Source organism: Streptococcus pasteurianus (assembly GCF_004843545.1).
Taxonomy (GTDB): domain Bacteria; phylum Bacillota; class Bacilli; order Lactobacillales; family Streptococcaceae; genus Streptococcus; species Streptococcus pasteurianus.
This window is the reverse complement of record NZ_CP039457.1, coordinates 17,082-30,471: the sequence shown is the minus strand read 5'-3', so window position 1 is coordinate 30,471 and position 13,390 is coordinate 17,082. Positions and strand designations below refer to the sequence as shown.

Below are 13,390 nucleotides of genomic sequence, written 5' to 3'. Positions count from 1 at the left end.
TTTATTTCTTAACAGGTCGATTTCTCAACCCGCACGTTTGGTTCGTCTTGTTCAGTTTTCAAAGGTCTTTGTGAATTTATAAAATCCACATCGGGAAGACAGGATTCGAACCTGCGACCCCTTGGTCCCAAACCAAGTGCTCTACCAAGCTGAGCTACTTCCCGAAATATGCACCCTGCAGGATTCGAACCTGCAACCGCCTGATTCGTAGTCAGGTACTCTATCCAGTTGAGCCAAGGGTGCATCTTATTTAAATTTTCTGCCGAGGACCGGAATCGAACCGGTACGAAGGTTACCCTTCGCAGGATTTTAAGTCCTGTGCGTCTGCCAGTTCCGCCACCCCGGCCTCTACAAGCGAACGACGGGGTTCGAACCCGCGACCCCCACCTTGGCAAGGTGATGTTCTACCACTGAACTACGTTCGCATAAAGAGTATTCTATGCCGGCTACATGACTTGAACACGCGACCCTCTGATTACAAATCAGATGCTCTACCAACTGAGCTAAGCCGGCTACTTTCTTATTTAATGCGGGTTAAGGGACTTGAACCCCCACGCCGTTAAGCGCCAGATCCTAAATCTGGTGCGTCTGCCAATTCCGCCAAACCCGCATATTAATATGACCCGTACTGGGCTCGAACCAGTGACCCTCTGATTAAAAGTCAGATGCTCTACCAACTGAGCTAACGAGTCTAACGGTCCCGACGGGAATCGAACCCGCGATCTTCGCCGTGACAGGGCGACGTGATAACCGCTACACCACGGGACCTTTAGTATATTTACCATCTTAATGGGAGTTAACGGGATCGAACCGCTGACCCTCTGCTTGTAAGGCAGATGCTCTCCCAGCTGAGCTAAACTCCCTTTTGCTAAGCGACTACCATATCTAACAGGGGGCAACCCCCAACTACTTCAGGCGTTCTAGGGCTTAACTGCTGTGTTCGGCATGGGAACAGGTGTATCTCCTAGGCTATCATCACTTAACTCTGATTGATTATCCAATCAAAATTGAATACCTATATATTCTAACAAGTTTCCGACGCGCTGTCAATTCTTCTCAGTTACTTTGGATAAGTCCTCGAGCTATTAGTATTAGTCCGCTACATGTGTCACCACACTTCCACTCCTAACCTATCTACCTGATCATCTCTCAGGGCTCTTACTGATATTAAATCATGGGAAATCTCATCTTGAGGTGGGCTTCACACTTAGATGCTTTCAGCGTTTATCCCTTCCCTACATAGCTACCCAGCGATGCCTTTGGCAAGACAACTGGTACACCAGCGGTAAGTCCACTCTGGTCCTCTCGTACTAGGAGCAGATCCTCTCAAATTTCCTACGCCCGCGACGGATAGGGACCGAACTGTCTCACGACGTTCTGAACCCAGCTCGCGTGCCGCTTTAATGGGCGAACAGCCCAACCCTTGGGACCGACTACAGCCCCAGGATGCGACGAGCCGACATCGAGGTGCCAAACCTCCCCGTCGATGTGAACTCTTGGGGGAGATAAGCCTGTTATCCCCAGGGTAGCTTTTATCCGTTGAGCGATGGCCCTTCCATGCGGAACCACCGGATCACTAAGCCCGACTTTCGTCCCTGCTCGAGTTGTAGCTCTCGCAGTCAAGCTCCCTTATACCTTTACACTCTGCGAATGATTTCCAACCATTCTGAGGGAACCTTTGGGCGCCTCCGTTACCTTTTAGGAGGCGACCGCCCCAGTCAAACTGCCCGTCAGACACTGTCTCCGATAGGGATCACCTATCTAGGTTAGAGTAGCCATAACACAAGGGTAGTATCCCAACAACGCCTCCACCGAAACTAGCGTCCCGATTTCATAGGCTCCTACCTATCCTGTACATGTGGTACAGATACTCAATATCAAACTGCAGTAAAGCTCCATGGGGTCTTTCCGTCCTGTCGCGGGTAACCTGCATCTTCACAGGTACTAAAATTTCACCGAGTCTCTCGTTGAGACAGTGCCCAAATCATTACGCCTTTCGTGCGGGTCGGAACTTACCCGACAAGGAATTTCGCTACCTTAGGACCGTTATAGTTACGGCCGCCGTTTACTGGGGCTTCAATTCACACCTTCGCTTACGCTAAGCGCTCCTCTTAACCTTCCAGCACCGGGCAGGCGTCACCCCCTATACATCATCTTACGATTTAGCAGAGAGCTGTGTTTTTGATAAACAGTTGCTTGGGCCTATTCACTGCGGCTGACTTAAAGCCAGCGCCCCTTCTCCCGAAGTTACGGGGCCATTTTGCCGAGTTCCTTAACGAGAGTTCTCTCGCTCACCTGAGGCTACTCGCCTCGACTACCTGTGTCGGTTTGCGGTACGGGTAGAGTATAATTAACGCTAGAAGCTTTTCTTGGCAGTGTGACATCACTAACTTCGCTACTTAACTTCGCTCCCCATCACAGCTCAATGTTAGAGATACAAGCATTTGACTCATATCACACCTCACTGCTTAGACGTGCTCTTCCAATCGCACGCTTTAGTTAGCCTACTGCGTCCCTCCTTCACTATATACTCTAGTACAGGAATATCAACCTGTTGGCCATCGGATACACCTTTCGGTCTCTCCTTAGGTCCCGACTAACCCAGGGCGGACGAGCCTTCCCCTGGAAACCTTAGTCTTACGGTGGACAGGATTCTCACCTGTCTTTCGCTACTCATACCGGCATTCTCACTTCTATGCGTTCCAGCGCTCCTCACGGTACACCTTCTTCACACATAGAACGCTCTCCTACCATACCTATAATAGGTATCCACAGCTTCGGTAATATGTTTTAGCCCCGGTACATTTTCGGCGCAGGGTCACTCGACTAGTGAGCTATTACGCACTCTTTGAATGAATAGCTGCTTCTAAGCTAACATCCTAGTTGTCTGTGCAACCCCACATCCTTTTCCACTTAACATATATTTTGGGACCTTAGCTGGTGGTCTGGGCTGTTTCCCTTTCGACTACGGATCTTAGCACTCGCAGTCTGACTGCCGATTATATCTCATTGGCATTCGGAGTTTATCTGATATTGGTAATCCGGGATGGACCCCTCAATCAAACAGTGCTCTACCTCCAAGAGACTTAACATCGACGCTAGCCCTAAAGCTATTTCGGAGAGAACCAGCTATCTCCAAGTTCGTTTGGAATTTCTCCGCTACCCACAAGTCATCCAAGCACTTTTCAACGTGCCCTGGTTCGGGCCTCCAGTGAGTTTTACCTCACCTTCACCCTGCTCATGGGTAGGTCACATGGTTTCGGGTCTACGACATGATACTAAAGCGCCCTATTAAGACTCGGTTTCCCTACGGCTCCGTCTCTTCAACTTAACCTCGCATCATATCGTAACTCGCCGGTTCATTCTACAAAAGGCACGCTCTCACCCATTAACGGGCTCGAACTTGTTGTAGGCACACGGTTTCAGGTTCTATTTCACTCCCCTCCCGGGGTGCTTTTCACCTTTCCCTCACGGTACTGGTTCACTATCGGTCACTAGAGAGTATTTAGGGTTGGGAGATGGTCCTCCCGGATTCCGACGAGATTTCTCGTGTCTCGCCGTACTCAGGATACTGCTAGGGTTTAAGATTATTTCGATTACGAGGCTATTACTCTCTTTGGCTTACCTTCCCAGGTAATTCTTCTATAATCTTGCGTCCCACAACGCAGTCCTACAACCCCGATGTGTAAACACATCGGTTTGCCCTCTTGCCGTTTCGCTCGCCGCTACTAAGGCAATCGCGTTTGCTTTCTCTTCCTGCAGCTACTTAGATGTTTCAGTTCACTGCGTCTTCCTCTTCATTACCTTAACAGTAATGAGTGACATGCTTCACATGCCGGGTTCCCCCATTCGGACATCTCTGGATCAATGTTTACTTACAACTCCCCAAAGCATTTCGTCGTTAGTCACGTCCTTCATCGGCTTCTAGTGCCAAGGCATCCACCGTGCGCCCTTATTAACTTAACCTTATTTTGGTCTATTGACCTTAAACTCATTAAATCACAGCGTTTCGGTTTATTTCTTGTTACTTTCTACAATTATTTCTAATTGTGGAATTTGATATAGATATTCAATTTTCAATGGACAATCACTTTGAATCTTTCGATTCAATGGAGCCTAGCGGGATCGAACCGCTGACCTCCTGCGTGCAAAGCAGGCGCTCTCCCAGCTGAGCTAAGGCCCCACAAGACCTCTCAAAACTAAACAAGACTACCAAACGTGCTTCCGTTTTTCCTTAGAAAGGAGGTGATCCAGCCGCACCTTCCGATACGGCTACCTTGTTACGACTTCACCCCAATCATCTATCCCACCTTAGGCGGCTGGCTCCTAAATGGTTACCTCACCGACTTCGGGTGTTACAAACTCTCGTGGTGTGACGGGCGGTGTGTACAAGGCCCGGGAACGTATTCACCGCGGCGTGCTGATCCGCGATTACTAGCGATTCCGACTTCATGTAGGCGAGTTGCAGCCTACAATCCGAACTGAGATTGGCTTTAAGAGATTTGCTTGCCGTCACCGACTTGCGACTCGTTGTACCAACCATTGTAGCACGTGTGTAGCCCAGGTCATAAGGGGCATGATGATTTGACGTCATCCCCACCTTCCTCCGGTTTATTACCGGCAGTCTCGCTAGAGTGCCCAACTAAATGATGGCAACTAACAATAGGGGTTGCGCTCGTTGCGGGACTTAACCCAACATCTCACGACACGAGCTGACGACAACCATGCACCACCTGTCACCGATGTTCCGAAGAAACTTTCTATCTCTAGAAATAGCATCGGGATGTCAAGACCTGGTAAGGTTCTTCGCGTTGCTTCGAATTAAACCACATGCTCCACCGCTTGTGCGGGCCCCCGTCAATTCCTTTGAGTTTCAACCTTGCGGTCGTACTCCCCAGGCGGAGTGCTTAATGCGTTAGCTGCGGCACTAAGCCCCGGAAAGGGCCTAACACCTAGCACTCATCGTTTACGGCGTGGACTACCAGGGTATCTAATCCTGTTTGCTCCCCACGCTTTCGAGCCTCAGCGTCAGTTACAGACCAGAGAGCCGCTTTCGCCACCGGTGTTCCTCCATATATCTACGCATTTCACCGCTACACATGGAATTCCACTCTCCCCTTCTGCACTCAAGTTTAACAGTTTCCAAAGCGAACAATGGTTAAGCCACTGCCTTTAACTTCAGACTTATTAAACCGCCTGCGCTCGCTTTACGCCCAATAAATCCGGACAACGCTCGGGACCTACGTATTACCGCGGCTGCTGGCACGTAGTTAGCCGTCCCTTTCTGGTAAGTTACCGTCACTGTGTGAACTTTCCACTCTCACACACGTTCTTCTCTTACAACAGAGCTTTACGATCCGAAAACCTTCTTCACTCACGCGGCGTTGCTCGGTCAGGGTTGCCCCCATTGCCGAAGATTCCCTACTGCTGCCTCCCGTAGGAGTCTGGGCCGTGTCTCAGTCCCAGTGTGGCCGATCACCCTCTCAGGTCGGCTATGTATCGTCGCCTTGGTGGGCCGTTACCCCACCAACTAGCTAATACAACGCAGGTCCATCTACTAGTGATGCAATTGCATCTTTCAAGCATCTAACATGTGTTAAACACTGTTATGCGGTATTAGCTATCGTTTCCAATAGTTATCCCCCGCTAGTAGGCAGGTTACCTACGCGTTACTCACCCGTTCGCAACTCCTTCTACTCTAGCAAGCTAAAGTAGTCAGCGTTCTACTTGCATGTATTAGGCACGCCGCCAGCGTTCGTCCTGAGCCAGGATCAAACTCTCATTTAATCTTGTTCTCATTCTGTCACTGACAGATTTATTTCTTAACAGGTCGATTTCTCAACCCGCACGTTTGGTTCGTCTTGTTCAGTTTTCAAAGGTCTTTGTCTCTCGTGAGACAACTTCTATATTCTATCAAATCTAAAACAGCTTGTCAACTACTTTTTTAAAGTTTTTTTCAAATCTGTTTCAATCTGATTACTGCTGAACATCTCGGACAACAGCTATATTAGTGTATCATCTCAAACTTACTTTGTCAACTTCTTTTTTAGATTTTCTGTAAGCCTGACTCCTGCTCTCTTACGACAGCTCAACTAGTATACTAAACTTAAGATAAACTGTCAACTACTTCTATCAACTTTTTTAAGTGTGGCTTGTCCCCCTCACGGGGTGTAGTAGAGAATATGACTAAGGAGATTGTGGAAAAGGTGTAGGGGAGGCGTAAAAAGGGCGATTGGGGCTCTTCAAGTTTTTTGTCTTTCTACAAAAAAAGAGAGCTTATATTGAAAAGGAAGCAAGTTCACAAAATATCCACCCGAGTTCAAATTAGACTACCCAAGCGCAAAGAGCGGAGGGAGGCCTTCTATTGTCAAAAAATATGGGTTAAAATCAGACAACCAGACTCTAACTTGGACAAGAAAATACCGAGAAGAACCTACTTTACCCACCCAAGATTTACAAGGTAGGAAGTCCACTGGTCGTCCCAAAACAAAGAATCTAGAGGAACAGAATACTTATCTACGAATGGAGAATGCGATTTTAAAGACCTTAAGGACTCTCTTCAATCCGTGAGAAGAGTCCACACCTCTATCAAATAGTGGAGCGGTTGAAAGATCGTTACTCCGTCTCCTCTTTGTGTGTCTATTTCGGCTTCCCTAGTTTTTCTTATTGCTTTTGGTTGAGCAAGGGGAGACCGGTCTATAAGCGATTTGATGCGAACTTAGCCCCAAAGATTACAGCTATCTTCCATGACACTCAAAAGGGCTGTCGCTTCATTTTTTATCAACCGGGAAGACAGTATCAACTTTCCCCTAACTCTAAAACTGTCTTGCGCTATATGCGTATTCTTGGTCACCAGTCCCTATTCGGAAGAAGCGGTATCGATACTGTACGCAACGAGAGATAAATGAAAAGGCAAGACACGTCCACTACAACATGCTTGCCCGAAACTTTAAAGCAAAACGTCCTCTCCAAAAACTGACAACAGATGTCAGCTACGTTTACCACAAACAAGGGAGAATGTTCCTGAGTGTCATTAAAGATTGTTATGACACTTCCATTTTAGCCTATACGCTATCAGATTTCAATGATAACAAGTTAGTTTTTGACAACATTGACCTGGTCTTTCATGATTCCTAGGATTCAACCAAAGTCTGTATCCTTCATTCTGGCAAGGGAAATTGTTATGATAATGCAGCATGTGAGAATTTCTTTTCCCACTTGAAGAGTGAGTCCTTAAGACTATTTCCGCCTGAGGACAGGGAAACCCTCGTCCGTCAAATCAGGGAATACACTGACTGGTATAATTACCACAGACCACAAAAAAATTAAAAGGTATGACTCCCTTAGAATTTAGGGAAGCATACCTTCTAAAACACTAACCTTTTTTACTGTCCATTTTATTTGGGGCTTGACATATAGGCTCTCTCTTTGGTAATCATTGATATTAAGAATTTATACTATTCTTTAGAATCATCAGAGTCATCCATCTTTTCTTTGACTTCATCATATGATAGAGCGTGTGCTTCTTCACTATCGTTTTCTAGTTCTTCAGGCATTTTTCCTGTTTCATAGATTGATTTAATCTGAGCAGCATCAAGTGTTTCATATTTTAGAAGCGCTTCTGCAATAAGTTTATGTGTTTCACGATTATTATTGATAATATCCGCAGCTTTATCACGTGCTTCGTTAAGAAGTGTGCGAACTTCATCATCAATCATTTGTGCAGTTTGTGCAGAATAGGTCTTTTCAGGTGACAATTGGCCTGTCATTATTGCGTGATTTCCTTCATATTGAACAGGACCAAGTTTATCACTCATACCGTACTCAGTCACCATAGCACGAGCTAATTGTGTGGCTTGTTCAAAGTCATTTGAAGCACCTGTTGTTTGAGCATTAAAGATAATTTCTTCAGCAACACGACCACCCATCAAACCAGCTAATTGTTCTTTCAAATTATCTTTTGAATGTAACATTTGATCTTCTTTAGGAAGGGCAATCATATACCCACCAGCACGACCACGTGGCACAATAGTAACTTTATGGACAACACGTGCACTTGAAAGTACTAAACCAACGATTGTATGTCCTGCTTCGTGATATGCAACCATTTCTCGTTCTTTTTGAGAAATCGTACGGTCTTTCTTAGAAGGGCCTGCAATAACTCTATCTTCTGCTTCGTCAATATCTGAAGCATCGATTTTTTTCTTATTCCGACGAGCGGCCACTAGGGCTGCTTCGTTAAGAACATTTTCCAAGTCAGCACCTACAAATCCTGGTGTTTGTTGAGCAACAACTTTTAGATTAACATCTTCTGCTAATGGTTTATTTTTAGCATGAACTCGGAGAATAGCCTCACGTCCTTTTACGTCTGGGCTACCTACAAGAATCTTACGGTCAAAGCGTCCTGGGCGAAGAAGGGCTGGGTCTAGGACGTCGCTACGGTTTGTTGCTGCAATAACAATGATACTTTCATTGCCTTCAAAACCGTCCATTTCAATAAGGAGTTGGTTGAGCGTTTGTTCACGTTCATCATTTCCACCACCCATACCAGCGCCACGACGGCGTCCAACGGCGTCAATTTCATCGATGAAAATAATGGCACGTTCAGCCTTTTTAGCATCTTCAAAAAGCGATCTTACACGGCTTGCACCGACACCAACAAACATTTCAACGAAATCAGAACCTGAGATTGAGAAGAATGGAACACCAGCTTCACCAGCGACAGCTTTAGCAAGGAGTGTCTTACCTGTTCCCGGAGGGCCTTCTAAAAGGACACCAGCAGGAATACGAGCACCAAGGGCTTTGTATTTTTTCGGATTTTTCAAGAAATCAACAACTTCAACAAGTTCTTGTTTTTCTTCTTCAGCACCAGCGACATCAGAGAAACGAACTTTTACATTACCCTTACTTTGAGATTTGGCACGATTTTTACCAAAACTCATCGCTCCACGAGCGCCATTTCCTCCTTGATTCATCATCACAAAGAAAAAGACAATCAAGACAATGAAAGGAATGTAAGTAATAATGTAAGAAATCCAAGTTCCGCTTGAACTTTCTTGTTTGACAGTAACTTCAACATCGGCATCTTCTGCTGCACTTGTAATGGCTTCAATAGAAGAGTCACTTGGTAAAACAATTGAAGTGAATTCTGTTACAGTAGAAGTGGTACTTCCCTCCAAGAACGGAAGGCTTGAACTTGTTTCAGTCGTTTGAGCTTTTGTATATTCACCACTGACTTCAATAATACTTCCACTTGGTTGGTAAGTGATTGATTTAATATCACCCGCTTTAATTTGTTTAATTAAAGTTGAGTAATTAATTTGTTGACTTTGTGTACTTGTCCCTCTTAGATAATATTGAAAGGCTGTAATCCCTGCAATAATCAAAAGAATGTAAATAAAGGAATTTCGAACAAAGCCATTATTTTTGTTGTTTTTCATATAGTAATTATCGACCTTCTATTATTTTGAATAGATTTCTTCCTTTAGTACACCAACATATGGTAAATTACGGTAACGCTCAGCATAATCAAGACCAAACCCTACAATAAATTCGTTTGGAACATCGTAACAGACATAATCTGCTTCGATCTCGACAACACGACCTTCTGGTTTATCAAAAAGAGTTGCAATTTTTACTGAATTTGCTTTACGGTATTTAAACATATCACGAAGATATTTAAGAGTACGTCCAGTATCAATGATATCTTCGATAAAGACGACATCACGACCTTCAATATTAGTGTCAACGTCTTTTAAAATTTTAACTTCACCGCTACTAGTTGTTTGATTACCATAACTAGAAACGACCATAAAGTCTAATTCAACATGTGTATCGATGTGTTTGATTAATTCTGCCATGAATGGTACAGAACCTTTCAAAACACCGATTAAAAGAGGATTTTTGCCTTCATAATCTTTCGTTAGTTGTTCGCCTAATTCTTTGGTTTTGGCAATAATCTCCTCTTCTGAGTACAAAACTTTTTCAATATCTTGTTCAAGCATGACATCACCTATTTCTAATTTTTTCAATATACAATTTGCCCCCCATTATATCATGTTTAGAGGATTTTCTCAAATAAGTTTTACCGCCAACCAAGACAAAAATAATTTTTTTATCTTGTTCACCGATAATAGCATCTGCTCGTTCTTGAATCGGAATTTTTTCGTCAATAAAAAGCCTACGCAATTTTTTTGAAAAAGTTCCAAAATCAATGGAATCACCCGCTTGTCTTTGTCTTAAAAGAATGGGGTGAGAACTATAAACAGGAATGCCATCCTCATCCTTGTTTTTAAATTGAAATTGATACTGACCATATTTGACTATACTGTCATATTCTAGCATTTTTTCTGCTGATTCCCTATCGGTCTTAGGTCTGATTTTTGTGACCTGAAAGCTTTGGTAATCTTTCTTTAACCAATAATTTCCCTTGATTTGATAAACTACATTTGCCTTACTTCGTAACAACCGCAGCATTTCATCAAATTGACCGTGTGACACTTGCAAATCAGGAAATTCTTCAAGATAATTTTGAAAAAGGACAGCTTGTACAGCTGTTGTTTGTGCTAAAAATTGCGAACAATCTGTTACATCAATTTCTGCTGTTAAATCTTGAATAGCTTGAAAGAGTTGTTGACTTTCCTGTCCAAGATGTTGCAAAGCTTGCCTAAATTTGGGATTTTCCTTTTCCAAACTTGGCAGATATTGATTTCTAATACGATTTCGCAGATAATCCAATGACTGGTTAGAATCATCTTCAAAATGAAAAATTTCTGGTAAATTTTTTTTAGAGATTGTCAAAAAAGGACGGATTAATTCTCCTGTACAAAACGAGCTGACACCCTGCATTCCTGATAAATGACGGAGACGACTGCCACGCAAAAAACGCATAAAAATCGTTTCAGCTTGGTCATCTGCATGATGTGCGGTCACCACAGCAGTGTAGTTTTTTTCTACCATAATTTTTTTAAAAAATTGATAACGAAAATCACGCGCAGCTTTTTCCGAAAAAATACCAGAAAAATAATCGACATAAATCGGAATCTGATGTTTTTCAGCCCATTCACAAAGATAGGCTTCTTCCATTTCTGACTCTTGTCGCTGTTTATGATTGATATGAGCAATTCCAATCTCAATTTCTAATTTATCACGGTATATATACAAAAAGTGTAGCAGATTCATAGAATCTACTCCACCCGATACAGCTATTAAAACTTTTTTATGTTTGGCAAAATATGCCTTTTTTTGAATTTCTTTAAAAATATTATCGTACATATCACTATTTTAAAATGGCGTAAACATCATTAGCGATATTTGAAATATCGTCATAAGAAGCGTTGTTGGTAAAAATTGACAAGATGAAAGGTTCATCAGCATAAATAATGGCAACGTCATGTTTGTAATCATAGGCATCACCTATTTTATGAGCTACTTGAACGTCAATATCTCTTGAAATACGTGTTGTATCAAAAGCAGTTGATGATAGATAAGAAATAATGTCACCATCTTGATTGTAAATAGCTTCCATTAAGTTAGCTGCTGTCTTAGATGACATATTACGTGCTTTCATATCAATATCTGTTCCTGCTATCGCACTAATTTCTGAATTAAAGTCATCATCATATTGATTAGCAACATAATAACCTAAAATATTAGTTGCCACATTATCAGAATTTTGAGCGACAGCTTTTAACAAATCGTCAATAGCATATTCTTTATTATCAGCGGTTTTGCTAATTTTACCACTACCACTTGGGTCATAGGCTTTAGCAAAACTATTGACAGCATCAACATATTTTAAAGTATCATTTGCTGAAATTGTACCATCTTGAAGTTTTCCCTCAACATAATAAAGTGTAGCCAATTTAGCAATGCTTGCTGAATACATAACAGTATCAGCGTTAATCCCAGCGGTTGTTTGCGTTGATAGCTGCTTAACGTAAATAGAATAATTACTCTTATTATATTTTTGATTAAGAACTTGCTGAACTTTTTCCATACGGTTATCAGTAGCTGACAAATCATCTTCGCTAATCCAGCCTTTACCATCTACTTTATAGTATGTTCCGTGGTAAGTTGTTGCTTTTTGAGTCACTGTCACTTCTGAATACGAAGTCAAATCAGTTTTTACTTCTTTGGTTCCCGTGACATAAGGTGCTTGATAAACTTTAAAACCATCTTCTAGCCAATATTCTTTTGAAATATTTTCTTGGCTAATCACAACATCATCATAAATGAATTGACGACTGGCTTCAATATAACTACCATCCGATAATTCAAAAACTGGAATGGCACTATCATTAATGGTTAAATCAACAATTGATAACGTATCACCAGCTGATAAAGTATCAGATACTGTCGTTAAAGCAGTGTCTTTGTAGGTGTTACTGTCTTGAGCCAAAATAGGATTGGTCGGAATACTATCAAAATAAGTTGTTTCCGCTACTACGTTTGATGTCAATTGATACTTTTCTTCATTTGTTAAGGCAATCGTTTTTTCGGTGCTAACAACAGAAAGAGAAGTCAAGAAAAATGGTATCAGCATTACTGCAAATAGTTTTTTCATCGGCTTCTCCTTTCGTTAGTTTTTAGTTGATTGATGATTTTCTTCTCTGAGTTTTTGATTTTCTTTGGCTAATTCTTCCAATTTTTCATCGGAATAAGCCAGAAATTTTTCAATGGTTTCGATTAAATTTTCCATATTATTTTGGTAATAAGTTTGGCAACGGATAGATTGTTTCACCAGAACGTGATAAGTAATATTTAGCGCGAGCATATTTTTCAACATAACTATCATCTTTTAGACGGTCAGCTAGTAGCTTTTCTGCGTCTGTTTCAACGACTAATTTATCATAACTTTTTTGCAGTGAAACAACTTGCTCTTTACGCTCTTGTAAAGTTTGGTAACTTTTAACAAGGTTATAAGTTGGTAAAATAAACAGTAACATGACAACAATCAAAATCCAACCCATAAAACGATTACGTTTGCGGTTTTCTTCTTCGACATAACGTTTTTTGGTGTTTTCATCATTGATATATTGATTGTTCAATTGAACGATATTAGGCTTCTCCATCCGCTTCTATCCTTGTTTCGTTAATGATTTCATACATTCTGGTTGCATCTTCTTTTTTCGTGCTATCTTTCATTTCTAGAACACGTACTGTTAGCAATTTATTTCCAAAACGAATTTCAATTTCGTCGTTAATTTTTAAATCAGTTGATGATTTGGCTAAGATACCATTGACTTTGATGCGTCCTTTATCTGCAACTTCTTTAGCTACTGGACGACGTTTTATAATACGGGATACTTTTAAATATTTATCGAGTCTCATAATATGTCACCTCGCAATCTTTTCTATTTTATCATTTTTTTAGGAAAATAGCCGACTT

8 protein-coding genes, 10 tRNA genes and 3 rRNA genes are annotated in these 13,390 nt (G+C 42.1%); 1 reads left to right on the top strand and 20 read right to left on the bottom strand.

What is annotated here, in order from left to right; genetic code table 11:
- Positions 1 to 90: 90 nt before the first annotated feature.
- The 13 genes from E8M05_RS00200 to E8M05_RS00140 form a co-directional block, all read right to left on the bottom strand.
- Positions 91 to 164, bottom strand: a tRNA-Pro gene (locus E8M05_RS00200).
- 5 nt (positions 165 to 169) lie between these two features.
- A tRNA-Arg gene (locus E8M05_RS00195) sits at positions 170 to 243 on the bottom strand.
- A 17-nt stretch (positions 244 to 260) separates the two neighbouring features.
- Positions 261 to 346, bottom strand: a tRNA-Leu gene (locus E8M05_RS00190).
- Positions 347 to 353: 7 nt separating this feature from the next.
- Positions 354 to 425: transfer RNA gene (locus E8M05_RS00185), tRNA-Gly, on the bottom strand.
- A gap of 15 nt (positions 426 to 440) precedes the next feature.
- Positions 441 to 513: transfer RNA gene (locus tag E8M05_RS00180), tRNA-Thr, on the bottom strand.
- Positions 514 to 528: 15 nt separating this feature from the next.
- Positions 529 to 610, bottom strand: a tRNA-Leu gene (locus E8M05_RS00175).
- Positions 611 to 619: 9 nt separating this feature from the next.
- Positions 620 to 692 (bottom strand) — tRNA-Lys (locus E8M05_RS00170).
- 3 nt (positions 693 to 695) lie between these two features.
- Positions 696 to 768, bottom strand: a tRNA-Asp gene (locus tag E8M05_RS00165).
- Between the two features lie 22 nt (positions 769 to 790).
- A tRNA-Val gene (locus E8M05_RS00160) sits at positions 791 to 863 on the bottom strand.
- 4 nt (positions 864 to 867) lie between these two features.
- Positions 868 to 983, bottom strand: a 5S ribosomal RNA gene (gene rrf, locus E8M05_RS00155).
- 82 nt (positions 984 to 1,065) lie between these two features.
- Positions 1,066 to 3,966 (bottom strand): 23S ribosomal RNA (locus E8M05_RS00150).
- 144 nt (positions 3,967 to 4,110) lie between these two features.
- Positions 4,111 to 4,183 (bottom strand) — tRNA-Ala (locus tag E8M05_RS00145).
- A gap of 55 nt (positions 4,184 to 4,238) precedes the next feature.
- Positions 4,239 to 5,787 (bottom strand): 16S ribosomal RNA (locus E8M05_RS00140).
- The 16S, 23S and 5S rRNA genes sit together here with 10 tRNA genes alongside, the layout of an rRNA operon.
- A 1,368-nt stretch (positions 5,788 to 7,155) precedes the next feature.
- Between E8M05_RS00140 and E8M05_RS11360 the strand changes: the two genes are divergently transcribed.
- Positions 7,156 to 7,329 (top strand): IS3 family transposase, encoded by a 174-nt coding sequence (locus tag E8M05_RS11360; protein ID WP_231557411.1) that lies wholly within the window; start codon positions 7,156 to 7,158, stop codon positions 7,327 to 7,329.
- 128 nt (positions 7,330 to 7,457) lie between these two features.
- On the opposite strand, the gene ftsH is transcribed toward E8M05_RS11360, so the two are convergent.
- Genes ftsH through E8M05_RS00095 form a run of 7 tightly spaced genes read right to left on the bottom strand, consistent with a single transcriptional unit; the run spans position 7,458 to position 13,332 of the window.
- Positions 7,458 to 9,440, bottom strand: a complete 1,983-nt coding sequence (gene ftsH / locus E8M05_RS00125; protein WP_003067077.1) for an ATP-dependent zinc metalloprotease FtsH — start codon at positions 9,438 to 9,440, stop codon at positions 7,458 to 7,460.
- Between the two features lie 21 nt (positions 9,441 to 9,461).
- On the bottom strand, positions 9,462 to 10,004 hold the full coding sequence (hpt, locus tag E8M05_RS00120; protein ID WP_041974053.1) for a hypoxanthine phosphoribosyltransferase: 543 nt from the start codon (positions 10,002 to 10,004) through the stop codon (positions 9,462 to 9,464).
- A 4-nt stretch (positions 10,005 to 10,008) separates the two neighbouring features.
- A complete protein-coding gene (gene tilS, locus E8M05_RS00115; RefSeq protein WP_003067072.1) occupies positions 10,009 to 11,274 on the bottom strand; it encodes a tRNA lysidine(34) synthetase TilS in 1,266 nt (421 codons plus the stop codon).
- A gap of 4 nt (positions 11,275 to 11,278) precedes the next feature.
- Positions 11,279 to 12,565, bottom strand: a complete 1,287-nt coding sequence (locus tag E8M05_RS00110; protein WP_003067070.1) for a serine hydrolase — start codon at positions 12,563 to 12,565, stop codon at positions 11,279 to 11,281.
- A 15-nt stretch (positions 12,566 to 12,580) separates the two neighbouring features.
- Complete coding sequence (locus E8M05_RS00105) at positions 12,581 to 12,700, bottom strand: SP_0009 family protein (RefSeq protein WP_003067068.1); 120 nt, start codon at positions 12,698 to 12,700, stop codon at positions 12,581 to 12,583.
- A 1-nt stretch (position 12,701) separates the two neighbouring features.
- A complete protein-coding gene (locus tag E8M05_RS00100; RefSeq protein WP_003067065.1) occupies positions 12,702 to 13,073 on the bottom strand; it encodes an FtsB family cell division protein in 372 nt (123 codons plus the stop codon).
- The gene (locus E8M05_RS00095; protein ID WP_003067061.1) at positions 13,060 to 13,332 is read right to left on the bottom strand and encodes an RNA-binding S4 domain-containing protein; all 273 of its coding nucleotides are present in this window, start codon (positions 13,330 to 13,332) and stop codon (positions 13,060 to 13,062) included. Before E8M05_RS00095 ends, E8M05_RS00100 begins: the two co-directional genes overlap by 14 nt.
- Positions 13,333 to 13,390 lie beyond the last annotated feature (58 nt).

Coding starts and splice junctions, on each gene's coding strand:
- hpt (WP_041974053.1), bottom strand. CDS start 10,004: ATGCTTGAACAAGATATTGAAAAAGTTTTGTACTCAGAAGAGGAGATT.
- tilS (WP_003067072.1), bottom strand. CDS start 11,274: ATGTACGATAATATTTTTAAAGAAATTCAAAAAAAGGCATATTTTGCC.
- E8M05_RS00110 (WP_003067070.1), bottom strand. CDS start 12,565: ATGAAAAAACTATTTGCAGTAATGCTGATACCATTTTTCTTGACTTCT.
- E8M05_RS00105 (WP_003067068.1), bottom strand. CDS start 12,700: ATGGAAAATTTAATCGAAACCATTGAAAAATTTCTGGCTTATTCCGAT.
- E8M05_RS00100 (WP_003067065.1), bottom strand. CDS start 13,073: ATGGAGAAGCCTAATATCGTTCAATTGAACAATCAATATATCAATGAT.
- ftsH (WP_003067077.1), bottom strand. CDS start 9,440: ATGAAAAACAACAAAAATAATGGCTTTGTTCGAAATTCCTTTATTTAC.
- E8M05_RS00095 (WP_003067061.1), bottom strand. CDS start 13,332: ATGAGACTCGATAAATATTTAAAAGTATCCCGTATTATAAAACGTCGT.